Annotated in this window: 21 protein-coding genes and 1 pseudogene; 14 read left to right on the plus strand and 8 right to left on the minus strand. The window is 63.0% G+C overall.

Going from position 1 to position 21,820, the window contains the following annotated elements; all coding sequences use genetic code 11:
* The first annotated feature begins 5 nt into the window (after positions 1-5).
* From CSC70_RS03215 to fghA, 8 genes are all read left to right on the plus strand, one after another.
* Complete coding sequence (locus tag CSC70_RS03215; protein WP_162455174.1) at positions 6-1,664, plus strand: esterase/lipase family protein; 1,659 nt, start codon at positions 6-8, stop codon at positions 1,662-1,664.
* Entirely contained in the window at positions 1,654-2,673 is a 1,020-nt protein-coding gene (locus CSC70_RS03220) for a T6SS immunity protein Tli4 family protein (RefSeq protein ID WP_162455175.1), read from the plus strand. Before CSC70_RS03215 ends, CSC70_RS03220 begins: the two co-directional genes overlap by 11 nt.
* Entirely contained in the window at positions 2,624-2,977 is a 354-nt protein-coding gene (locus tag CSC70_RS03225; protein ID WP_162455176.1) for a hypothetical protein, read from the plus strand. Before CSC70_RS03220 ends, CSC70_RS03225 begins: the two co-directional genes overlap by 50 nt.
* Entirely contained in the window at positions 2,967-4,064 is a 1,098-nt protein-coding gene (locus CSC70_RS03230) for a T6SS immunity protein Tli4 family protein (protein WP_162455177.1), read from the plus strand. The genes CSC70_RS03225 and CSC70_RS03230 overlap by 11 nt, the downstream gene beginning before the upstream one ends.
* Before the next feature lie 490 nt (positions 4,065-4,554).
* The gene (locus CSC70_RS03240; RefSeq protein WP_211369396.1) at positions 4,555-5,382 is read left to right on the plus strand and encodes a T6SS immunity protein Tli4 family protein; all 828 of its coding nucleotides are present in this window, start codon (positions 4,555-4,557) and stop codon (positions 5,380-5,382) included.
* Positions 5,383-6,064: 682 nt separating this feature from the next.
* Positions 6,065-6,340 carry a formaldehyde-responsive transcriptional repressor FrmR gene (gene frmR / locus CSC70_RS03245; RefSeq protein ID WP_162455180.1) on the plus strand — a complete coding sequence of 92 codons (276 nt, stop codon included), beginning with the start codon at positions 6,065-6,067 and terminating at the stop codon, positions 6,338-6,340.
* 22 nt (positions 6,341-6,362) lie between these two features.
* The gene (locus CSC70_RS03250) at positions 6,363-7,472 is read left to right on the plus strand and encodes an S-(hydroxymethyl)glutathione dehydrogenase/class III alcohol dehydrogenase (protein WP_162455181.1); all 1,110 of its coding nucleotides are present in this window, start codon (positions 6,363-6,365) and stop codon (positions 7,470-7,472) included.
* A complete protein-coding gene (gene fghA, locus CSC70_RS03255; protein WP_162455182.1) occupies positions 7,472-8,311 on the plus strand; it encodes an S-formylglutathione hydrolase in 840 nt (279 codons plus the stop codon). The genes CSC70_RS03250 and fghA overlap by 1 nt, the downstream gene beginning before the upstream one ends.
* Positions 8,312-8,338: 27 nt before the next feature.
* On the opposite strand, the gene CSC70_RS03260 is transcribed toward fghA, so the two are convergent.
* From CSC70_RS03260 to CSC70_RS03270, 3 genes are all read right to left on the minus strand, one after another.
* The gene (locus CSC70_RS03260) at positions 8,339-8,680 is read right to left on the minus strand and encodes a hypothetical protein (RefSeq protein ID WP_162455183.1); all 342 of its coding nucleotides are present in this window, start codon (positions 8,678-8,680) and stop codon (positions 8,339-8,341) included.
* A gap of 58 nt (positions 8,681-8,738) precedes the next feature.
* Entirely contained in the window at positions 8,739-9,683 is a 945-nt protein-coding gene (locus CSC70_RS03265) for a DegV family protein (RefSeq protein WP_162455184.1), read from the minus strand.
* A 300-nt stretch (positions 9,684-9,983) separates the two neighbouring features.
* Positions 9,984-10,409, minus strand: coding sequence for a hypothetical protein (locus CSC70_RS03270; RefSeq protein WP_162455185.1), 426 nt, complete (start codon positions 10,407-10,409; stop codon positions 9,984-9,986).
* 12 nt (positions 10,410-10,421) lie between these two features.
* Here CSC70_RS03270 and CSC70_RS03275 point away from each other — a divergent pair, with 12 nt between their 5' ends.
* The gene (locus tag CSC70_RS03275) at positions 10,422-11,558 is read left to right on the plus strand and encodes a sensor domain-containing diguanylate cyclase (RefSeq protein WP_162455186.1); all 1,137 of its coding nucleotides are present in this window, start codon (positions 10,422-10,424) and stop codon (positions 11,556-11,558) included.
* Positions 11,559-11,580: 22 nt separating this feature from the next.
* Here the strand turns inward: CSC70_RS03275 and CSC70_RS03280 are convergent, their stop codons facing one another.
* Positions 11,581-12,855, minus strand: coding sequence for an amidohydrolase family protein (locus CSC70_RS03280; protein WP_162455187.1), 1,275 nt, complete (start codon positions 12,853-12,855; stop codon positions 11,581-11,583).
* Positions 12,852-14,108 (minus strand): annotated as a pseudogene (locus CSC70_RS03285) (amidohydrolase); the annotation flags it as partial. The gene CSC70_RS03280 and the pseudogene CSC70_RS03285, both read right to left, overlap by 4 nt.
* A gap of 231 nt (positions 14,109-14,339) precedes the next feature.
* Between CSC70_RS03285 and CSC70_RS03290 the strand changes: the two are divergent.
* The 3 genes from CSC70_RS03290 to alkB are packed head-to-tail and all read left to right on the plus strand — an operon-like array spanning position 14,340 to position 16,315.
* Positions 14,340-15,116, plus strand: coding sequence for an AMP nucleosidase (locus tag CSC70_RS03290; RefSeq protein WP_162455189.1), 777 nt, complete (start codon positions 14,340-14,342; stop codon positions 15,114-15,116).
* 5 nt (positions 15,117-15,121) lie between these two features.
* On the plus strand, positions 15,122-15,664 hold the full coding sequence (locus CSC70_RS03295) for a DUF924 family protein (RefSeq protein ID WP_162455190.1): 543 nt from the start codon (positions 15,122-15,124) through the stop codon (positions 15,662-15,664).
* A gap of 6 nt (positions 15,665-15,670) precedes the next feature.
* Complete coding sequence (gene alkB, locus CSC70_RS03300) at positions 15,671-16,315, plus strand: DNA oxidative demethylase AlkB (RefSeq protein WP_162455191.1); 645 nt, start codon at positions 15,671-15,673, stop codon at positions 16,313-16,315.
* 24 nt (positions 16,316-16,339) lie between these two features.
* On the opposite strand, the gene grxD is transcribed toward alkB, so the two are convergent.
* The 3 genes from grxD to CSC70_RS03315 all read right to left on the minus strand — a co-directional run bounded on the left by grxD (position 16,340) and on the right by CSC70_RS03315 (position 19,294).
* Positions 16,340-17,269 (minus strand): Grx4 family monothiol glutaredoxin, encoded by a 930-nt coding sequence (gene grxD / locus CSC70_RS03305; RefSeq protein WP_162455192.1) that lies wholly within the window; start codon positions 17,267-17,269, stop codon positions 16,340-16,342.
* Positions 17,270-17,369: 100 nt separating this feature from the next.
* Positions 17,370-18,008, minus strand: a complete 639-nt coding sequence (locus CSC70_RS03310; RefSeq protein ID WP_162455193.1) for an SGNH/GDSL hydrolase family protein — start codon at positions 18,006-18,008, stop codon at positions 17,370-17,372.
* On the minus strand, positions 18,005-19,294 hold the full coding sequence (locus CSC70_RS03315) for a pyridoxal phosphate-dependent aminotransferase (RefSeq protein WP_162455194.1): 1,290 nt from the start codon (positions 19,292-19,294) through the stop codon (positions 18,005-18,007). Before CSC70_RS03315 ends, CSC70_RS03310 begins: the two co-directional genes overlap by 4 nt.
* A 96-nt stretch (positions 19,295-19,390) precedes the next feature.
* On the opposite strand from CSC70_RS03315, the gene rsgA reads away from it, so the two are divergent.
* Both rsgA and CSC70_RS03325 read left to right on the plus strand, forming a co-directional pair.
* Positions 19,391-20,506, plus strand: coding sequence for a ribosome small subunit-dependent GTPase A (gene rsgA / locus CSC70_RS03320; protein WP_162455195.1), 1,116 nt, complete (start codon positions 19,391-19,393; stop codon positions 20,504-20,506).
* Between the two features lie 7 nt (positions 20,507-20,513).
* Entirely contained in the window at positions 20,514-21,758 is a 1,245-nt protein-coding gene (locus CSC70_RS03325; RefSeq protein ID WP_162455196.1) for a flavohemoglobin expression-modulating QEGLA motif protein, read from the plus strand.
* Positions 21,759-21,820: the final 62 nt, after the last annotated feature.

Raw genomic sequence — 21,820 nt, forward strand, 5'->3', positions numbered from 1 at the left:
TAAGGATGGGCGAAAACTCAGAAGAAAGTGTCGATATCCCTTCGTACATCGACCCGAAGACGGGCGCGCGCCTTTGGCGTCCGCAGCTTACGGCGACAACTGACCAGCGGGAGAAGACGCTGTATCACAAGCCGAGCGCTGTGATCCCCATCGTGTTCATACCGGGCATCATGGGGACAAATCTTCGTACACGCGGCAAGAATGACGCGGTATGGCGGCCGCCGAATACGGTAGGCGGGAAACTTTCCGCGGCGTTCACATGGATATGGCGAGGTCCGAAGACACGGCAGGGATTGCTGGACATGAACGCTGTCGAGGTGGATCCGACTGGCCCGATCGACGTAGGTAACTCAGGTATCTCAACGGCTGTGGCAAGCGCCCGTGGTTGGGGCGCGGCCATGCAAAGCTCGTACCACCCGATCATGGCGCTGATGCAGAAGAGATTGAATGCGATAGCATTCTTCAGTTCGGGCGCACCTTTGAAATCTCCAACGGCATCTGTCACGTTGCATGATGGATGGAAGAAAGACGGGCTGAATGATCCTGCCGAGTACGGCGAGCGCCGCAAGTCGCCGGCTTTGACGCATGATGAGCTGGTTCGGGCGGCTCATTATCGATTTGATGTGTGGTGTGCTGGCTACAACTGGCTTCAATCCAATCGTCAATCCGGTCTTGATGTCAGGGATTACATCGAGAACACGGTTCTGAAATATTACAAAGACAGCAACATACCAGCCGAGAAAGTGATTCTGGTGACTCACTCCATGGGTGGGCTGGTCAGTCGTGCGCTGACCGAAATACATGGTTACGACAAAGTGCTTGGTGTGGTGAGTGGCGTCCAGCCAGCGACAGGGGCGCCGGCGTTCTATCATCATGCGCGCTGCGGGTATACGGGCTTGGAGCAGGTCGTCCTGGGAAGGAATGCGGGCGAGGTGGTGGCAGTCATTGCCAATGCGCCGGGAGCGCTTGAGTTGGCGCCGACATTTGACTACAACAGTGGCAATCCGTGGCTGACGTTGCATGATACGAGTACGCACAAGAAGACGCTGCTGCCGGCAACAAAAGACCCATACACGGAAATCTACAAGAATCCCGCTTGGTATGGATTGGTGCCGCAGGGGAATTCTAAATATCTAGACTTATCTAGCCTGGGAGGCGGGGGTCCGATCGCTTCTGCAAGAGCGAGATTTTATAAAACCATTAATATGGTCTCTGATTTTCATCATGATATTTATCACAAATATAATGATCAAACTTATGCGCACTATGGGGCAGATAGCAGGCGCGACAGCTGGACATCGATAGAATGGGTGGGGGAGGTGAGCAAGATGGGTTCGGAATATTTCGATGACCAGAACGGAAACTACTCAAGAACGGAAATCATCCCGACGCCCATGGGAGCGGTTACCAGTACCATTACCGGAGCTAGCCTGCGCTCGGGGGAGGGAGGGTCTGGCGACAGCACGGTTCCGATACTATCGGGGGCAGCGCCGGGCATGGCGGGGGTAAAGACTAGCTTTCGCCACGGCAACATGGGGGGCGGGACCTTCAACAAGGCCGAGGGATATGACCACCAGAGCAGTTACAACGACTCGCGTGCGCAGTGGGCAACGCTGTATAGCATTGCCAAGCTGGCGCAGCTTGCCGACTGGCATGCGCAGTAAATTGCTGGTTTTTCAAAAGTGGTTTTTCATTGCGAGCTTGTGCGTGTTCGTATCAGGCTGTGGTCATGCGAAGGTGAATCCTATGGATACAACAGGGTGGAAGACGCATTGCTTTGGCAGATTTTTGGTGGATTTGCCGCCAAAGGCAAGAGTCAGTCAGATGTACAAGATATGGAGTAATGAATTCAAAAGAACTTCAATTGATTTCAAATCTCTCGACGGGAAAATAAGCAGCATTGAAGACGATTTAAAGTCGGCGAGCCATAAGGGCTCCGGATCTATGTACATAAAGACCATTGGGTATGATAATGGATCTACTGGGGTTCTTCGCTGGGATTCAGCAAGATCTTCGGAATTTATGTGGATGAGCACATATTTTGTTGCTCCTCCCAAGGGTTTTGTTTATCAAATGGAATCTTTGGTGGAGATTGATAAACAACATTCATCTCAGAGTTTTGCAGAAAAAATTTCGTCAAATATCTCCTCCTTGGAGATGGATGTAATTCCATCTGGCTCCGGCTACTGCATTGATGGAGCTTTCATTGCGGGTGACGATCTTCAGTCAGAGTCGTTCAACATAGGAGTGACCCTGCCAAAGCATCCGGGAATGAACATCACTCTATTCGTCACGACACAGGGTGAAGTGGACAAGGAGACGCTGTTGGACCGCGCCGGGGCGGTAGAAGCTGCAGTATTGCTGCAGGGTGGCAAGCTGCTGAGAAAGGGGAAGCGCAATACCGGCGACCATGGTTCGATTCCCGGCGGCGAGTACTTGATGACATCGGAAGAAGATGGGCAAAAGATCTACGGATTCACGTGGGAGGCTCTTGGCAAGGCGAATTCGATAGCCGCGCCGTATATGACGGTCGAGCTTCAAGTGCTGGGCCAGAGCGTGGTCGATGAAGAGCATCCCTACCAGCCGCCTTTCAAGGATGACGACGAAGCGGTTGCCCTTTGGGATGCGATCATCGAATCGATTCGCTTGCGCCCTGGCGCAGCTTCCATTTGACGCCTCGGCGCCGGCCGGGCATCGGCTACTGATCTTCGCCGACAGCACGACCCTGTCGGACGATGCCTGCGCAGCGGGTGACAGCATCCGTTTCCAACGCAACGACGCCACCGAGTCCGACGACAGCATGCGGCCATTAGTCGTGAAACCCAGCTTCCGCCACGGCAACATGGGGGGGGGCGGGACCTTCAACAAGGCCGAGGGATATGACCACCAGAGCAGTTACAACGACTCGCGTGCACAGTGGGCAACGCTGTATAGCATTGCCAAGCTGGCGCAGCTTGCCGACTGGCATGCGCAGTAAATTCTTGGTTGTGCGCAAGTGGTTTTTCATCGCCGGCTTGTGCGTGTTCGTATCTGGCTGTGGTCATGCGAAGGTGAATCCCATGGATACAACGGACTGGAAGACGCATTGCTTTGGCAGGTTTTTGGTTGATTTACCAGAAACCTTTCGAGTTAATTATCGGGTCAGTTCTGTGACTTTATATTTTGGTCGCGATGAAAATTTTGAGACTGTGGATGTTCAAATTTCCGAAGAAGGGATAAGCTCTGATGAGTATATCGCCGCTGTGGAGAAGCGGAGTGAGCAGATTGCGGCAGAAACAAGTGATGTGACGAATGGATCAATGCTTCTTCTGAAAGAAGAGATTGAATCTGATGAAGTTCTTCTGCGCTATCAAAAAAGTGATATATCCGATCGGTCTCAGGTTCATGAAGTTCACCTATTGATTTCAGGGGTGCATGTTTTTCTGAAGGCAAATTCATATCAGGGGGTGATTGCCCCTGTGGAGGCCAGACTAATAAAGCTTGCAAAGCGAATTCATGCCGTTTCCGATTTAAAGAATGCGGGCCCTGGATTCTGCTTGGGTCCAATCGTGATTGATGCAGAGAACGACTATGAATTGGCAGATGTCCATTTTCGAGATGGAAATCGCGCCCATCGGGATGTGAGTCTTGATATTGAAATGAATACCTTCAAGCAGGACGGGGATGCTTCACGACTGGTGGACCGCATTGATTCTGTAATGTCCACGTTCGGATTTGGTCCCAAAGTGTTCCGCAAGGGGCAGACACAATTGGCCGGCATGCCGGCGGAAGAATGGCTTGGGCGCCATCGGGAAGATGGGCGAACCCAACATGCGTTCAGCATCGAATCTTATCCGCTGTCGCCTGGAATTGGATCGGCCGTATTGCAGTTGAGGATGAAAACTGGCGGGAGGATCCCGAATCTACCGACCAAGGGACTTCCCTCCTACATCCCAGTAACCCCGGACCCTGCATCCATGTCGACGGAGGAAGTCGATACCTCCCTTAATGATGACGAAGCTGTGAGTCTCTGGGATGCGATCATCGAATCGATTCGCTTGCGCCCGGGCTCAGCTTCCATTTGACGCCTCCGCGCCTTGCGACGATGGCAATGGTAGTTACCGCCGTCGCGGCACGCGCACCGCACCGGAAATTATCGCCGTCCATGGTGCAGGCGACGGCACGGTCAGTGAGCCTTCCGGCGCCGCGCCAAGTCGAGCCGGGGTAAGGGCCAGCTTCCGGCAAGGCTCGCTCGGCAACGGCCAGTATGCGACAGCGCGTGAAGGTTACGACCATCAGAACAGCTACAACGACAAGGGCGATCGCGCGCAATGGGCCACGTTGTATAGCATGGTCAAATTGGCGCAACAGGCCGACTGGCATCCTAATGACAAGGGTTGAATCCGATGAAATCGCTGCGTTTGATGTGCTGCATTGCGCTGGCGGCGGTGTCCGCCTGCGCGTATCCCGGCCAAGCCACCCGGAGTAATGCCATGGACACGACTGGATGGAGCACGTACTGCTTCGGCCGCTTTCTGGTGGACCTGCCACCATCGGTCAGGGTGACCGCAAGCTATGAAATATGGGGGGAAGAAGATTAAACGTTTGCAGGGCTCACCTTCGTCGCTGGCATCTGGCATTGATCAGCGAGAGAAAGAACTGAAGGTGCAGCCTCATGAAGAAGGCGGAAGTATGTTTATAGGTCGATACGCGCAATTTCAATCCACCAGCCTGTTTTCATGGGATAGCTCGAACAGAAAGTCTTTGATGAGGAGAGACACCTACTTGGTTACCCCAGACTCAAGGGTGGCATACGAATACACCGGCAAAGTATCGCCTGACAAGCAGCAATCGTCTTTGAATTTTATAGAGATACTCGCTCGCAATATCCGCTCTCGTACCCCCAGCGAAATCCCCACTGACCCCGGATTCTGCATCGACGGCGGTTTCATTGCCGGCAATACCTTCCAGTCCGAATCGGTTCGTGCAGGGGTGCAGATGCCAGAACATCCCGGGATGCAGATTTCATTCTGGAGCAGTACGGGCACCACGGAAACCACCTTGCTGGAGCGCGCTGATGGCTTCTTGCAGGGAATTGCCAAAAGCATCGCCGGCCTGCATACCTTGCGCAAAGGCAAGCGCAACATCGGGCCAATCCGGGCCGAGGAATACTTGATTGCGGCCAGTGCCAACGGCGAGCGGAGTTATGGCTTCAAGTGGGAGTCGCAAGGCAAGGACGATTCGCTTGCCTCGCCCACATTGAGCTTGGAGTTGAATGTGCTTGAGCGCGGCGAGGGTGACGATGGCAACCCACCACCGCCAGCATTCGAATCCGACGAAGAGGCGTTGGAGTTGTGGGACGCCATCCTCGACTCGATACGCCTGCGTCCAGGTGCGGCATAAACTCCAACCCACTCACAATCGATGTCTATGTGGATAGATGTCGCCTCCCTTGTGGAATGCGAAATGGATGCTTGCGTACGGCCATCCTTGCAGATTGATGGGCGGTACAGTTTGGAGTAACAAAACGTCGTGAGAATTCGTTACTCGATTTGGGTTAGGTAATTGGCATGCCAGATAAAATTCAGGTGGGTCGTATTCCTTTATATGCCTTTCCCGTTGGAATTGTAGCCGTACTGATTGGGCTGTTGGCAAATTCCTTATATCCATAAGCTCAGGGCGGCTTAGGCATGTCCAGGTCGATTGGAGTTGCGCTTATTCTTCTTCTGCATGGCCTCTATGGCCTGATATTCGCGGTGACGGCCTTCATATTGTTGCTGGTAAACCACAGAAGGAAAGGCGTGTCCCTGTCTCCTGCATGGTATGCCTTAACACTGCACGGAATCGTTGTGGGGTTGTTGATACTGGTCCTAATTTTTGGAAAAGAATAGTCATTCGAAATTTGAGTAATTGCGGTATTCACTCAGTCTTTTGACCACATGCCATCTTGCCGATGGCGATCACTTGCCCGGGCTGGCAGGGGCTCGGTATTGGCACAGTCGGCAGATCAGGCTATTGCGATTAGGCAGAAGCGTGCCGCTGGTTGTCGTATACTCCCCACCAGTATCAAGACGGGTGGTCATCCATGCCTCATTCGCCGGAGGACAAGAAGAAGGCGCTAACGCGGGTTCGCCGGATCCGCGGTCAGCTGGATGCGCTGGAACGCGCGCTGGATGCGGGTGCCGATTGCGCGCCGGTGCTGCAGCAGCTGGCGGCGGTGCGCGGCGCGGTCAACGGCTTGATGTCCGAGGTGCTGGAAAGCCACCTGCGCGAGACCCTAGTCCAATCGTCGCCGTCGAAGGCGACGCATCAGGCTGGCATCGACGATGCCGTGGCCCTGGTGCGCTCCTATCTCAAATAAATGCCCGAACGGAGGGAATCCCATGAAATCACGTGCCGCCGTCGCTTTCGCCGCTGGCGAACCCCTGCAGATCGTCGAGATCGACGTCGCCCCACCCAAGGCCGGCGAAGTGCTGGTGAAGATCACTCATACCGGCATCTGTCATACCGATGCCTTCACCCTGTCCGGCGACGATCCGGAAGGCCTGTTCCCGTGCATACTCGGTCACGAGGGCGCGGGCGTGGTGGTCGAGGTCGGTGAAGACGTGACCAGCGTCAAGCCGGGCGATCACGTCATCCCGCTGTATACCGCCGAATGCGGCGAGTGCCTGTTCTGCAAGAGCGGCAAGACCAACCTGTGCACCGCGGTGCGCGCCACCCAGGGCAAGGGCGTGATGCCCGACGGTACCAGCCGTTTCAGCTACAACGGTCAGCCGCTCTATCATTACATGGGCTGTTCGACCTTCAGCGAATACACCGTGGTCGCCGAGGTGTCGCTGGCCAAGGTCAATCCGCAATCCAATCCCGAACATGTCTGCCTGCTGGGTTGCGGGGTCACCACCGGCATCGGCGCCGTGCACAATACGGCCAAGGTGCAGGAAGGCGATTCGGTGGCGGTATTCGGGCTGGGCGGGATCGGCCTGGCGGTCATCCAGGGTGCGCGTCAGGCCAGAGCCGGGCGAATTATTGCCATCGACACCAACTCGTCGAAGTTCGAGTTGGCGAAGCAATTCGGTGCCACCGACTGCGTCAACCCGAAGGACCACAACGTCCCGATCCAGCAGGTGATCGTGGAGATGACCGGCTGGGGCGTGGACCACAGCTTCGAATGCATCGGCAACGTCAACGTGATGCGCGCGGCGCTGGAATGCGCGCACCGTGGCTGGGGCCAGAGCGTGATCATCGGCGTGGCCGGCTCCGGGCAGGAGATCAGTACGCGGCCGTTCCAGCTGGTCACCGGTCGCAAGTGGATGGGAACCGCTTTCGGCGGGGTGAAGGGGCGCAGTCAATTGCCGGGCATGGTCGAGGATGCGATGAAGGGCGATATCGAACTGGCGCCATTCGTCACCCACACCATGCCGCTGGACGACATCAACACCGCCTTCGATCTGATGCACGAGGGCAAGTCGATCCGCAGCGTGGTGCATTACTGATGGAACGGATCGAACATCGCGCCTGTTTCGGCGGCTGGCAGGATGTGTACCGGCATGAATCGGCGACGCTGGATTGCACGATGAACTTTGCCGTCTACCAGCCACCACAGGCGGAAGATGGCGCCAGGCTGCCGGTGCTGTACTGGCTGTCGGGGCTGACCTGCAGCGAGCAGAACTTCATCACCAAGGCCGGGGCACAGCGCTATGCGGCTGAGCACGGCATCGTCGTGGTCGCACCGGATACCAGCCCGCGCGGCGAGGACGTGGCCGACGATGCCGGCTACGACCTCGGCCAGGGCGCAGGCTTCTACCTCAACGCTACCCGCGAGCCGTGGGCCAGGCATTACCGGATGCGCGATTATCTCGTCGACGAGCTGTCTGCACTGATCGAGGCGAATTTTCCGGTGAACGATGCGCGCGCCATCAGTGGTCATTCGATGGGCGGACACGGCGCGCTGACCCTGGCGTTGGCGAATCCCGGGCGCTACCGCAGTGTGTCGGCGTTCTCGCCGATCGTCGCGCCCAGCCAGGTGCCGTGGGGGCAGAAGGCGTTCAGTGCCTATCTTGGAGATGACCTTGCTGCGTGGAGGCAGTACGACGCGGTCGAACTGGTGAAAACATCAGACGGAAAACTGCCGCTGCTGATCGATCAGGGCGGCGATGACGAATTCCTCGACGGGCAGCTGCGGCCGCAATTGCTGCAGGCCGCCTGCGAGGCGGCCGGGCATCCGCTGACTTTGCGGCTACGTCCCGGATACGACCACAGCTACTACTTCATCGCCAGTTTCATTGGCGAGCATTTCGCACATCATGCTGCCGCGTTGAAACAGGAATGTTGAAACAGGGATAAGGCGCGGACGACAGGCTCAGGCCGACGAGACGTCGTGCAGGCGCCAAGCGCTGCCGGCCAGCAGGCCCATGCGATGGCGGAACACCGCGCCGGGAATGGCGGTGACGACGATCAGGTCGACGTGCAGGTCGTGCTGTTCGCCTTTGACGCTGGCCTGCGGATCGACCGCGGCGAGACTGCCGTCGGTGGCATCCGGGTCGTCCTGCGCGCCGAGCCAGCGCTGGAACAGCGCATCGCCGCGCAAGGCGTCCTGCAACTCTTCGGCCAGGCCTTCGGCGCTGTGGGAACGGAAGGCGAACGGGCCGGCGGCGCGTGCTTGTTCCGGGTCGGGCAGGGTGATGTAGTAGCGGGCCGTCACGGCGAGCCCCTTCGGCAGGATCAGGCCGGAAGGGTAACCGAATCCCCGCGATGACGGATCAGGTGGCGAACTTGTGCGGATCTGCGGCGAAGGCGATGCCGACCGCGCCCTTGCCCACGTTGACCATGCCGGTCAGGCTCATCACGCTTTCGTAGACGTCGACGGAATGCTCGGCGCAGATTTCGCGCAACCGGGTGTAGCCGGGCAGCATGCGCAATTCCTCCAGCTCGCCGCCGTAGCAGATGCACACGGTAGGCGTCATCAGCCCTTCGCGCACCTTGCCGGCGGTGAACTCGAACAGCTTCTGCGCGGACGGTTCGAACCCCTTCAGCTTGGCGACCGGCTCGGTTTCGCCGCGGAAAGCGCGGATCACCGGCTTGATGTCCAGCGCACTGCCCAGTGTGGCGCCGATCAGGCCGACGCTGCGGTCGCCCTTGGCGCGCGCGCGATTGCGCAGGTAGTACAGATCGCGCGGGATCATGTAGCCGTAGGTGTTCTCGGTCAGCTGTTCGATCCGCGCACGGATCTGTGCGACGTTGGCGCCTTCGTCTCGCATCCTGACCGCCTCGACCGCGGTGATGCCCTGGCCGGCGAACAGGCTCAGGGTGTCGATCACGCGCAGCGCGAACGGCGAATTGTGTCCGGCCGCGCGGCGGACCGGCTTGTAGTCGTTGAGGATGGCGAAGCTGGCCTGCAGCGCGTTTTCGTGGATGTGGCTGCGCAGCTTGGAGATGGTCAGGCAGAACACATGGTCGTAGTCGATGACCAGCTTCTGCAGGAACAGGTCGCGGATCTGGTCGACGGTGAACGGCGTGGTCTCCGCTTCGTGCCCGCGTTCGGCCACGTGCGCATGCAGGAAGCTCAACGTGGCCTCCTCATCGCGGTGGTCGGCCAGGATCGCCTCGCCGATGCGCACGGTGATCGGCAGCACCACGATGTCGTTGCGGTCGATGTAGTCCGCTGGCAGGTCGCAGGCCGAATCGACGACGATCCCGATGCGCATGTGTTCCCCTCTGGCTTTCTTGAGTTCCCCGGCCCGGAACAGTAGCGGCTTGCCTGGAGGTTGTGCGCAGGCGGTCGGAGAAAAGTGATACGAGTCACAAAAGCATCGTGAACAGAGACAAATTCCGGGGAGCAGGCAACGATGTTGCGGCCACGACCGTAAAATATGTGACGGCCATCACGTTAACTGTGGTTGCCGTCTTGCCCGGTTCATGTGAGGACAAGACACTTGATCGCCCAAGGAGCAAGGTGCGGCATGAAGCAGGGGTGGTTACCGGTTTTCGTGGCATGGGGCGGGTTGTTAGTCTTGCCTGCCTTTGCGGCGATGGCCGGGAACGCCGGCATTGTCCGCGTCACGCCAGTCAACGATACGGGCAATTCCGCTCAATCGAAGGTCGATTCCCGGCAGGAACAGGGTTCCGAACTCGCTGTCGGCTGGTCGCTGGGCAACGGAACTTGGGAAATCGAAACTGAGCCGGGCATCGATACGCCGCTGCTGGTGATCTCGCACGCCTATTCGGCACGGGTGGGCGTGCAGGAAGGTGACGGCGCGTGGCATGAGAAATCCGTGTTCGACGCGGAACTCGATGCCGGATTTTCGCGCCAAGCCCTGGTGTTTCCTTTGGGTGTGCGGGGACCGGTCCGGGTCCGGGTCGAGAATGCGCGCTACCCGCCACGCGTCGCCGTGGTGCCGCAGGCGGCGTACCAGCGCGGCGATCAGCGGCATCTGCGGAATTTCATGCTGGTCGCAGGTGTGCTGGTGGGTCTGGCACTGACGGTCCTGCTGTTCTGGGTCATGCTGCGCGAAGCGGTCTATCTGCTGTACACCGTCACCCTGTCGCTGCAGACCTTGTCGCTGCTGTACCTGTCCGGCGAAGGCTATGCCATGCCGGTATTGCGGCAGCTGGCGCCGCTCGGTACCTATGGCGTCTGGATCGTGAGCGTACTGGCGATGGTGTCGGCCACCATGCTGTTGCTGGCCTATGCCGGCATGCGCTGGCGGGTACCGCGGATCAGCCAGGCGATGCGCTGGCTGGGCATCTACCTGCCGATGCTGCTGTTGCTGTTGCAGGCGTTGCCGTGGCTACAGGCCAAAGGGTGGCTGCCGAATGCGAGCAACGCGCTGTTCGTGGCCAGCAGCGCGCTGGGGATCGTCGGTCTGTACGCCGCCTGGCGCAAGGGCGGACGCCATGCGGGCATTCTGCTGATTGCCTGGGTGCCGATGGTGCTGTTCATCGCCGCACGCACCGTGCAGCTGGAGTCGCAGCGGCCGATGCCCGGCTGGATGGAATACGGCATGCCGCTGATGCTGGCCTTCACCGGGGTGGTAATGGCGTTGGGGCTGGCCGACCGCACGTTGACGATGCGCCGCGAACGCGACAGCGCGAAGGAGCATGCCGAGCGCGATTACCTGACCGGTGTGCTGAACCGAGGCGGCATCGAGTACCGGCTGGACTGGGCGATCATCAATACCCGTCGCGAGGGGTTGCCGTTGTCGGTGCTGTTCATGGACATCGACCACTTCAAGCGGGTCAACGACCATCATGGGCATGGCGTGGGCGACAGTTGCCTGCGGGCCGTGGTGCGCGCGATCAGCGAGGAGCTGCATTACGGGGACCAGTTGGGTCGTCTGGGCGGCGAGGAGTTCGTGCTCGGTCTGCCGGGCGCCGACGGCGAGGACGCGCTGCAGACCGCCGAGCGGCTGCGGCGGAAGATCGAATCCAATTGCAGGGAAGTCGAGGGCGCTCCGGTGTACATCACCGTCAGCATCGGCGTGGCCGAGAGCAATCCCGCCGACACCGTGGCTAGCCTGATCCGGCGCGCGGATCAGGCCATGTACGCGGCCAAGCATGCCGGCCGCAACCGGGTGGTCTGAACCGCGGCGGCTTTGGTCCTGCCTACTGTCCGGGGTAGGCGCGCGGCAGACCGCCCTCGGACGCCGGTTTCGGCGTCGGCAGATAGCGATCACGCAGCTCTGTCTGGCGCGAATGCATCGGCATTTCGCGACCGCCCAGCCAGACCTGGCGCGCGGTGTTGGCCACGTCCAGCGGATCGCCGCTCCACAACACCAGATCGGCGTTCATGCCGACGGCGATGCCGCCCAGACGGTCGCCGATGCCGAAAGCCTGCGCCGGCACCCGGGTCAGGCCGGCCAGCCCGTCGTCCCAGGGCAGGCCGTTGGCCACCGCGTTGCCGGCCAGCTGGCGTACCTTGCGCGCATTGTGCGAAGCATCGCCGCTCTGGGTGAAACCGACATCGACACCGGCGGCGCGCAGCCGGGCGGCGTTCTCCAGCGTGGCGTTGATCTGGTCGAAGCTGGAGGGCAGGTTGGCCAGCGCATCGACGAACACCGGCACCCTGGCCTTCGCCAGTTCCGGCGCCAGCTTCCACGCCTCGGCACCACCCGCGATCGCGATCTTCACGTTCTGCTTGCCGGCCCAGCGCAGCAACTGGCGGATGTCGGCGGCGCGCTGTACCCCGACGACAACGCGTCCCTGGCCGTCCAGATACTTGGCCAGCACGCTGCGGCCGGCGGGCGTCAGCAGGGCATGCGGCGAATCGCTGGCGACGCGCCCGCGCGCCTCGGCGACCATCTGGTCCAGCAGCATCCATTGCGCGGCGCGCGAATTGCCACTGCGGCTGGCGGCACTGCTGCCCAGCCGGATGAACAGCGCATGCGGGCCGATCGTGTCCGGACCGCCATCCAGCCGCATCATCGCACCCTGTCCGGCAACGAAGGCGCCGCCCTGACCGGCTGCCAGCAGGGTGAAGCCGATGCCTTCCACCCGCGCGACCGGCAACAGCACCGAATCGGGGTTGTAGGCCAGGGTGACATCGAATTCGGGACGCGCCGGCTGTTCGCCTTTGAGGTCGACGGCATCATCGACGGTGCTCGATTCGCCGGAGACTTCCTCGATGCCGATGTCGGTGATGCCGCCAAACAGCGCCGGCGTCAGCGGCTTGCCGTTGGCCTCCACCACCGGCACGCCAGTGGCGGACAGGCCGCTGCCGATGGCGGCGACCCTGCCGTCGCGCACCAGCACATCGGTGTGCTGCAGGGTGCCGCGCGCGGTGGCGGTATGCACGGTGGCGTCGTGGATCAGCACGTTCTGGGCACAGGCCGGGATGGCCAGCGCGGCCAGCGCGGCGGCGAGCAGGGAGCGACGGATCATGGCGTCGCCTCCTGGCCCAGCATGAAATCGGAAACGGGTCGATGGGCCGGGTCGTTGCGGTCGTACAGGCGAGCGCCGTCGATGTAGACCTGCTCGGCCAATGCATAGGAACTGAACGGATTGCGGTTCCACAGCACCACGTCGGCCATCTTGCCTTCTTCCAGCGTTCCGGTCTGGTCGAGAATGCCCATCGCCTTGGCCGGATTGGCGGTCAGCCAGCGGATGGCGTGTTCCGGCGTGATCGCGTTCATGCCTGCGCGTTCGGCGTTGGCGATGACCTTGGCCGACTCCTGATTCAAGCGCTGGATGCCTTCATCCGAATCCGAATGCACGATGGCGCAACCCTTGCCATCGCGGTCGACGATGGCGACGTTCTCCTGAATGCCGTCGAAGGCCTCCATCTTGAACCCCCACCAATCGGCCCACAGTGCGCCGCAGATGCCTTCGGCGGCGAGGGTGTCGGCCAGCTTGTAGGCTTCCACGCCGTGATGGAAAGCGGCGATCTTGAAGCCGAATTCCTTCGACAAATCTATCATGTTGGCCATTTCGTCGGCGCGGTAGCAGTGGATCTGCGGCAGGACCGAGCCATCCAGCACGCCGGCCAGCGTCTCCAGTTTGAGGTCGCGCTTGCCCGGGCTGCCCGACTTGCGTTTGCGGGCGTATTCGGCAGCGTCGATGAAGGCGGCACGGTAGCCGGCCATGCTGCCCATGCGGGTGGACGGACCGCCCTTCTGCCCGTAGACGCGCTTGGGATTCTCGCCGCAGGCCATCTTCAACCCGTACGGCGCGCCGGGGAACTTCATGCCCTGCATGGTGGTGGAGGGCACGTTCTTCAGCGTTACCCCTCGGCCGCCAAACAGGTTGGCCGAACCGGGCAGTATCTGCAGGGTGGTGATGCCGCCCGCCAGCGCGGTGATCAGGCCGGGGTCCTGCGGCCATACCGAGTGTTCGGCCCAGACCTGGGCGGTATTCGGGCTGACCGCCTCGTTGCCGTCGCTGCTTGCGCGCACCCCGGGGCTGGCGTACACGCCCAGGTGCGAGTGGATGTCGATCAGCCCCGGCGTGACCCATTTGCCCTGGCCGTCGACGCGGATGGCGTCGGCGGGGGCGGACAGGCCGGTGCCGATGGCGGCGATCTTGCCGTCCTGCAGCAGCACATCGGCGTTTTCCAGACGGCGTCCGTCGCCGACCAGCACGGTGGCACCGCTGATCAACACCGGTGGCGAGGCAATCGGCTGGTAGGTGCTAGGAAAGGCGGGTGAGGTATCCGGCTTCGGCGTGGTGGCGGTCGTCGCGCTGCGCTTGGTGTCGCCCGTGTGCGCGCAGCCGCCCAGCAGGGCGGCGCACAGGGCCAGGCTCAAGGTCTTGGTCATGCGGATCGGTCACGCTCCCCGGGACGAGTCCGTACAGTAACGGCCCGTTCGCGAACTGCCAAGTGAAAGCGCATGCGGCGTGACAGAATAGCGCAGATACGGAGAACGCGGATGAAAGAGAAAGAACAGATCGTCGAGAACTGGCTGCCACGCTATACCGGTGTGCCGCTGGACGGCTTCGGCCAGCACATCCTGCTGACCAATTTCGGCGGTTACCTGGACGCCTTTTCGCGCCTGACCGGCGCCGAGGTGGTCGGTCGCGACCGGCCGATGCCCAGCGCGACCTTCGACGGCATCACCATCATCAACTTCGGCATGGGCAGTCCCAATGCGGCAACGATGATGGACCTGCTGTCGGCAGTGACGCCGAAGGCGGCGCTGTTCCTGGGCAAGTGCGGCGGCTTGAAGCGAAAGAACCAGCTCGGCGATCTGGTGCTGCCGATCGCGGCGATCCGCGGCGAAGGCACCAGCGACGACTACCTGCCGCCGCAGGTGCCGGCGCTGCCGGCGTTCGCGATGCAGCGGGTGATTTCGACCACCATCCGCGACCTCGACCACGACTACTGGACCGGCACGGTCTACACCACCAACCGCCGGGTGTGGGAGCACGACGACGCGTTCAAGAAACGACTGCGACAGATGCGCTGCATGGCCATCGACATGGAGACGGCGACCATCTTCGCCGCCGGCTTCGCCAACCGCATTCCCTGCGGTGCGCTGCTGCTGGTGTCCGATCAGCCGATGATTCCGGAAGGGGTCAAGACCGAGGCGTCCGACGCCAAGGTCAGCGCGCAATATGTCGAGGACCACATCACCATCGGCATCGAGGCGCTGAAGCTGATCCGGCGCAACGGCAAGTCGGTGCGGCATCTGCGGTTCGATGAGTGAGCACGATGACGACGACGGAAGGCATCGGGAAAATCAACCGGTTCTGGCGCGAAGCCGGAGCCGGCAAGTGGTTCGGCGGCGGCGTGGCGTTCGATGCCGAATGCGAGCGCTTCCGCGACGCGCACTTCGCCGCCGCGTGCGGCGAGTGCGAGCCGTGGCTTGACGATGCCGAGGGCGCGCTGGCGGTCCTGATCCTGCTCGACCAGATTCCACGCAACCTGTTCCGCGGCAGCGCGCATTCCTGGGCTGCCGACGGGCTGGCGCGACAGTACGCGCAACGCGTCATCGCCGCCGGTCTGGATGCCGGTATCGAGCCGGCGCTGCGATTGTTCTTCTACCTGCCGTACGAGCATTCCGAGGCGCTGGCCGATCAGGCGCGTTCGCTGCAGTTGTTCGCTGCGCTGGGCAATGCCGGGTATCTGGATTACGCGCAGCGGCACTATGACGTCATCGAGCGTTTCGGTCGCTTCCCGCATCGCAATGCGGCGCTGGGCCGGGCGAACAGCCCGGACGAGCAGGCGTGGCTGGAGGCGGGTGGGGGATTCTGAGCCGAGATGCACGCGGATCTGTTCGCACAAGTCATCGACGATGACGACCAAGTACTCGGCGAACAGGCACGCGTGCTGCGTGGTTTCGCCATCCTGCAGGCGGAGGCGCTGTTGTCGGCTGTGGACGAGGTTGTCGCCATCGCGCCGTTCCGCCAGCTGCGTACGCCGAGCGGCCTGATGTCGGTGGCGATGAGCAACTGCGGCGAGCGCGGATGGTGCAGCGATGCGTGCGGTTACCGCTACAGTGCGACCGATCCGGACAGCGGTCGTGCGTGGCCGGCGATGCCGCTGTCGCTGCGCGATCTCGCCTGCAGGGCGGCGCAGGCGGCGGGGTTCCCGGACTATCGGCCGGATGCCTGCCTGATCAATCGCTATCGACCCGGTACGCGGATGGGTCTGCACCAGGATCGCGACGAAGGCGACAAGATCGCACCGATCGTGTCGGTTTCGCTCGGCATTCCGGCGACCTTCCTGTTCGGCGGCCTGAAGCGCAACGACGCGATCCGGAGGATCGAGGTGCGTCACGGTGATGTCGCGGTCTGGGGCGGCGTGGATCGCCTGCGCTATCACGGCGTCGCGACAGTCAAGCGTGCCGTGCATCCGCTGCTCGGCGATCAGCGGATCAACCTGACCTTCCGCAAGACGCGCTGAGTCGCAGGCGTCGGTACTTAGTACTCAATACTTGCCGATGCTGCCGTCGACCTGGTCGGACCAGGCGAGGATGCCACCGCTGACGTTGTAGACATCAGTGAAGCCGAGCGCACGGAATTCCTCGGCGGCGGTCTGGCTGCGCGCGCCGCTGCGACACAGAAAGGCCAGAGGAGTGTCCTTGGGCAGGGCTTCCAGTTCGGCACGGTCGTTGCCGTCGAAGGTACGGAACGGCACCTGCACCGCGGCGATGGTGCGTTCCTCGGGCGGACGGACGTCGATCAACACCAGTTCGCCGTTACGTGCTCGGGCATCTGCGTCCTGTACCGACATCGCCTGCACCGGCTTGGGCGCATTGGGGTTGTCGATGGCCAGGCCCTTGCCGCGGATATCGTCGATCCAGTCGATGGTGATGCCTTCGGCGCGGCGCGCGCTGGTCAAGTCGAACTGCACGCGCACGCCGTTGGATTCGCTGGCGATGGCGTTGGGGTCGTGGCGGGCGATCTGGAAGTTGGGCTGGAAGGCGGTGTTGATCGACAACGCCAGCGCGGCACCGGGGCCGGCATCGGCCAGCGCCTGCTTGAGCATGTCGGCGGCGGCCGGAGTGACGGTAATGACAGGCGGCGTGCGGTCGGGCATCGGCACGCCGAGCAGGCTGGCCAGTTCACCGGAGGCGGTCATCTGCTCGATGATATCGCTGCCGCCGACCAGTTCGCCGTCCACGTACAGCTGCGGGATGGTCGGCCAGTCGCCATAGGCCTTGATGCCTTCGCGGATTTCCGCATCGGCCAGCACGTTGACATGGGCGTAGTCCGCGCCCAGCGAATCCAGCGCGCCGGCGGCCTTGGCCGAGAAGCCGCATTGCGGCATCGAGGGCTGACCCTTCATGAACAGCACCACGCGGTTGGACTGCAGCAGGGATTCGATGCGCGAACGCAGGGCGGGGTCGAGGGACATCGGCGGATTCCGGGGGATTTCGAGGCCCGCAGTTTACGCCTGCCCGTCGTAGGCTGCCGTAACGGCAGGGCAACGCAGTGTCGCCGCAGCGCGTTCCGGGCTATTCCGGCATGGCGCGCACGGCCGGCAGGGCCAGTCGCGCCCATTCGGCGTACATCGCCGCCGAGGGGTGCAGGCCATCGGCGGCCAGCATGTTCGGCTCGGCGCCGTGCGCGCGGCTGACCGCGGTGATGTCGACGAATACGACGCCGCGATCGGCGCAGATGTCGTGCGCGGCGGCGTTGAAGGCGTCGATCTCGGCTGCGATCCGGCGTCGGCTGCGCAGTTCGCGGCCGGCGAACGGGGTCACGCCCCAGTCGGGAATCGACAGCACCAGCACCCGGTCCGGTCGCCGCCCTGCGTAGCCGATGGCGCGCGCCAGCAGTTCGGCAAATTGATGGCGGTATTCGTCGAGGTCGCGGCCGCGGTACTGGTTGTTGACCCCGATCAGCAGGCTGATCAGGCCGTATTCGCCGACCGGTTCGACGGCATCGAGCGCAGTCGCCAGTTCGTCGGTGGTCCAGCCGGTGGTGGCGATGATGCGCGGTTCGGCCACGGCAATGCCTTCGGCAGCCAAGGCGCGCACCAGCTGCACTGGCCAGCGTCCGTGCGGCTCGACGCCTTCGCCGATGGTGTAGGAATCGCCGAGGGCGAGGTAGCCCGGCAGCGATTCGCCGGGTGACTTGCTGTCTCGGGTCACGCCGCCGATTTCGCCTTCGACTTCATCGGCACCACCTTGGTGGCGGCCTCGGCGCGGCGCGACAGGGCGCGGTCGATGCGGGCGAACACTTCGCGCATGGCGTCCGCTTCCGGCAGCAGGGTGATGCGGAAATGGTGGCGGTACGGCACGTTGAAGCTGGAGCCGGGCACGATCAGCACGCTTTCGTTGTTCATCAGGTCCAGGGCGAAGTCGTGGTCGTCGAAGCCTTTGGCCGCCGGGCCGACCACGGCCGGGAAGGCGTACAGCGCACCGGCCGGCGCGACCAGCTGCAGGTGTTCGCTGGCGCCGCAGGCCTCGATCACGGCGCGGCGGGTTTCGTACAGGCGCCCGCCCGGCGAGCACAGCGCGCTGATGGTGTCCGGGCCGTTGACCGCCGCTTCGACCGCGTATTGCCCCGGTACGTTGGCGCACAGGCGCAGGGCGCCGAGCAGGTCCATCGCGTGGTGCAGCTCGCCGATCCGGTCCCAGGTGCCGGACAGCAGCGCCCAGCCGACCCGCCAGCCGCAGGCGCGGTGGACTTTGCTCAGGCCGCTGAAGGTCAGGCAGGGAACGTCGCCGGCCAGCGGCGCCAGCGGCACGAATTCGCTGTCGTCGTACAGCACTTGGTCGTAGATCTCGTCGACCATCAGCAGCAGCTGATGCTTGGCGGCGATGGCGACGATCCGTTCCAGCAACTCGCGCGGATAGGCGGCGCCGGTCGGGTTGTTGGGGTTGATCAACACGATGGCGCGGGTGCGATGCGACACGCGTGCTTCGATCTGCGCCGGATCGGGCAGGAAGCCGTTTTCGGGGTCGCAGCTGTAATAGACCGGGCGGCCGTCGTTTAGGATGGTCGCCGCGGACCACAGCGGGTAATCGGGCGAGGGCAGCAGGACTTCGTCGCCGGGGTTCAGCAGCGCGCGCAGCGACAGGTCGATCAGCTCGCTGACGCCGTTGCCGATGAAGACCCGTTCCGGCACCGCGTCCGGCGCGCCGCGGCGGGCGTAGTAGGCGGCGATGGCCTCGCGCGCTTCCGGCAGGCCCTGCTGGTGGGTGTAGGGGTCGGTGCGTCCCATGTCGTCGGCGATCGCGCGCTGCAGGTGCTCGGGCGCGCGGAAGCCGAAATTGCCCGGGTTGCCGATGTTCAGCTTGATCAGCTTGCGGCCACTGGCCTCCAGCTCGCGGGCGCGCTTGGCCAGTTCGCCACGGATTTCGTAGCGGACCTCGGACAGGCGCTCGCGGACGGCGAGCGAGGCTTGCGATGGATCGGGTGGCAGCGGGGACATGGCGACCCTGGCGGGAAAACGCTGAACAGGCGGCCGATGATAGCGAACATTCGCCTTCCGGTACGGTTTGCCTGCATCCGACATTAGAATCGGTACATGACTTCGAACGCCGTGGATTTCGCCGTATTGCACCGCATCGGCTGGCCTGCTGCCGGCGAGGCGGAAGAGCCTGCCTGGAGTGAACTGCTGGCTGCCCATCCACAGGCGCGCCCGGCGCGGGTGGTCGAACAGCACCGCAGCGGCTACGTGGTCGCCGATGCCCCGGGCGTCGCCCTGCGCGCCGAATCGCCGCCGGAATGGTTGCGCCGACCGGCCTTCCGCAAGGGCGAGGCGCCGATGCACGAGCGCGCCGCGGTCGGCGACTGGGTGCTGCTGGAGGACGTCCGCATCGTCGCCCTGCTGCCGCGGCATAGCGTGATCAAGCGCGGCGCCGCCGGCGAGCACTACCAGCAGCAGGTGATCGCGGCCAACATCGACACCGTGTTCGTGGTCTGCGGCCTGGACGAGGATTTCAATCCGCGGCGGATCGAACGCTACCTGCTGCTGGTCGGTGGTGGCGGCGCCGAACCGGTGGTGGTACTGACCAAGGCCGATCGCGGCGCCGATGTCGAGGCGGCGCTGGCGGGACTGGCCGACATTGCCGCACAAGGCGTGCCGGTGCTGGCGGTCAATGCCAAGGACCGCGACAGCGTGACCGCGCTCGATCCCTGGTTGGGCCCCGGCCGCAGCGTGGTGCTGGTCGGCTCGTCCGGTGCCGGCAAGTCGACCCTGGCCAATACCCTGCTGGGCGAGCAGAAGATGAAGACCGGCAAGGTGCGCGAATCGGATTCCCGTGGCCGCCACACCACCACCCACCGCGCGTTGATCGCGCTGCCGGGTGGCGCCTGCCTGATCGACACACCGGGGATGCGCGAGCTGAAACCGACCGGCGAGGAGGACCTGGCCGAAGGCGGTTTCGCCGACATCGAGGCGCTGGCGCGGGAATGCCGCTTCCGCGACTGTTCGCACCGGCAGGAGCCCGGTTGCGCGCTGCGTGCGGCCGTCGAGCGCGGCGAACTGGATCCGGCACGGCTGCAGAACTACCTGAAGCTGGAAGACGAGGTGGCCGGCGCAGCCGATCGCCTGGCCACCCGACTGGCGCAGAAGGCGCAGGCGCGCACCCAGGGGAAGGCGCTCAACAAGCGCCTGGACGAGAAATACGGCAAGCACTGAGCAGCAGATGCCCCAGGACATGGACATCGCCCGCCACGCCGTGCTGGACGCCCGTCTGGTGCAGGCCGTACGCGGCATCCGCCTGCTCGGCCTGAGCAGCTGGCCGGCCGGGCAGCAGGAACCGTTTCTGGAAAGCGTGCGCCGCGGGCAGCCACGACTGCCGGTGATCGAGTACCCGCACCACGATTTCGGCGATGCCCGCCGTGAGCTTGGCGAGATCGCGACGGCGGCCGATCCGGCGCATCCGCTGGGCAATTATCTGCAGGAATCGGTCCGCAGCTGGGACCTGGCCGCGCGCCTGCTGGAATCGCTGGGCAGTGCGCGGGCGGGGGAATTGTCGATCGAACTGTTCGGCCGTCCCGACCAGCCGCTGCCGGGCGACGGCCCGACCACGCGCGAGGCGGCGCGGCACTTCATCGGCATCGCCGACGAGCTGGATCATGAATTGCTGGCGCCGGAAGAACAGGTGCCGGTCTCGGCCACCGCGTTGCAATTGCAGTTGCAGGGCGATCTGGACGATTTCTTCGACGGCCGCGTGGTGACGGTGGAACTGGACTCCGAGCTGCTGGCCAAGGCCGCCGCCGGCGCCACTCGCATCCGCCTGCGCCAGGGTGCCGCGTTCGGTGACTACGATCGCCGCCAGTTGTTCAATCACGAGGCGCTGGTGCATTCGCTGACCGCGCTGAACGGCCGCGAGCAGGCCGTGCTGCCGAGCCTGGCGCTGTCCTCGCCGCGGGTCACCGAGACCCAGGAGGGGCTGGCGACCTTCGCCGAGCAGATCACCGGCAGCATCGACATCGAGCGGATGAAGCGGATCAGTCTGCGCACCGAGGCGGTTGCGATGGCGCTGGAAGGTGCCGACTTCGTCGAGGTGTTCCGCTACTTCGTCGGCGAAGGGCAGAATGAAGTGGAGAGCTTTTCCTCGGCCCAGCGCGTGTTCCGTGGGGTGCCGGTGTCCGGCGGCGCGGCCTTCACCAAGGACGCGACCTATCTGCGCGGCCTGGTCCGCGTGCATACCTTCTTCCGCCAGTCGCTGCAGCACGAGCGCCTGCCGCATTGTCGCTGGCTGTTCGCCGGCAAGATGACCCTGGACGACCTGCACGGATTCGCGCCGCTGTTCGAAACCGGGGTGCTGGTCGCACCGCGCTGGCTGCCCGAATGGGTCGAACGCGCCAGCGGTCTGGCCGGCATGCTGGCGTTCTCGCTGTTCGCCAATCGCATCCGGATGGACCGGCTGACGGCCATCGAATAGCGGCAGGGCATCGATGGCGGGTTGCGGGCGTGCTGTCCGCGGCGGCACCATGCGCGAAGCCG

The sequence above is a fragment of the Pseudoxanthomonas kalamensis DSM 18571 genome (assembly GCF_010211745.1).
Classification (GTDB): domain Bacteria; phylum Pseudomonadota; class Gammaproteobacteria; order Xanthomonadales; family Xanthomonadaceae; genus Pseudoxanthomonas_A; species Pseudoxanthomonas_A kalamensis.

Coding starts and splice junctions, on each gene's coding strand:
- frmR (WP_162455180.1), top strand. CDS start 6,065: ATGCCTCATTCGCCGGAGGACAAGAAGAAGGCGCTAACGCGGGTTCGC.
- CSC70_RS03295 (WP_162455190.1), top strand. CDS start 15,122: ATGACGACGACGGAAGGCATCGGGAAAATCAACCGGTTCTGGCGCGAA.
- rsgA (WP_162455195.1), top strand. CDS start 19,391: ATGACTTCGAACGCCGTGGATTTCGCCGTATTGCACCGCATCGGCTGG.
- CSC70_RS03220 (WP_162455175.1), top strand. CDS start 1,654: ATGCGCAGTAAATTGCTGGTTTTTCAAAAGTGGTTTTTCATTGCGAGC.
- CSC70_RS03250 (WP_162455181.1), top strand. CDS start 6,363: ATGAAATCACGTGCCGCCGTCGCTTTCGCCGCTGGCGAACCCCTGCAG.
- CSC70_RS03215 (WP_162455174.1), top strand. CDS start 6: ATGGGCGAAAACTCAGAAGAAAGTGTCGATATCCCTTCGTACATCGAC.
- grxD (WP_162455192.1), bottom strand. CDS start 17,269: ATGTCCCTCGACCCCGCCCTGCGTTCGCGCATCGAATCCCTGCTGCAG.
- CSC70_RS03265 (WP_162455184.1), bottom strand. CDS start 9,683: ATGCGCATCGGGATCGTCGTCGATTCGGCCTGCGACCTGCCAGCGGAC.
- fghA (WP_162455182.1), top strand. CDS start 7,472: ATGGAACGGATCGAACATCGCGCCTGTTTCGGCGGCTGGCAGGATGTG.
- CSC70_RS03270 (WP_162455185.1), bottom strand. CDS start 10,409: ATGCCGCTGATCGCCGCGCTGGTACGCCGCCTGCGGCACCACGGCGAC.
- CSC70_RS03290 (WP_162455189.1), top strand. CDS start 14,340: ATGAAAGAGAAAGAACAGATCGTCGAGAACTGGCTGCCACGCTATACC.
- CSC70_RS03240 (WP_211369396.1), top strand. CDS start 4,555: ATGAAATATGGGGGGAAGAAGATTAAACGTTTGCAGGGCTCACCTTCG.
- CSC70_RS03315 (WP_162455194.1), bottom strand. CDS start 19,294: ATGTCCCCGCTGCCACCCGATCCATCGCAAGCCTCGCTCGCCGTCCGC.
- CSC70_RS03280 (WP_162455187.1), bottom strand. CDS start 12,855: ATGATCCGTCGCTCCCTGCTCGCCGCCGCGCTGGCCGCGCTGGCCATC.
- alkB (WP_162455191.1), top strand. CDS start 15,671: ATGCACGCGGATCTGTTCGCACAAGTCATCGACGATGACGACCAAGTA.
- CSC70_RS03275 (WP_162455186.1), top strand. CDS start 10,422: ATGCTGGTCGCAGGTGTGCTGGTGGGTCTGGCACTGACGGTCCTGCTG.
- CSC70_RS03230 (WP_162455177.1), top strand. CDS start 2,967: ATGCGCAGTAAATTCTTGGTTGTGCGCAAGTGGTTTTTCATCGCCGGC.
- CSC70_RS03325 (WP_162455196.1), top strand. CDS start 20,514: ATGCCCCAGGACATGGACATCGCCCGCCACGCCGTGCTGGACGCCCGT.
- CSC70_RS03225 (WP_162455176.1), top strand. CDS start 2,624: ATGCGATCATCGAATCGATTCGCTTGCGCCCTGGCGCAGCTTCCATTT.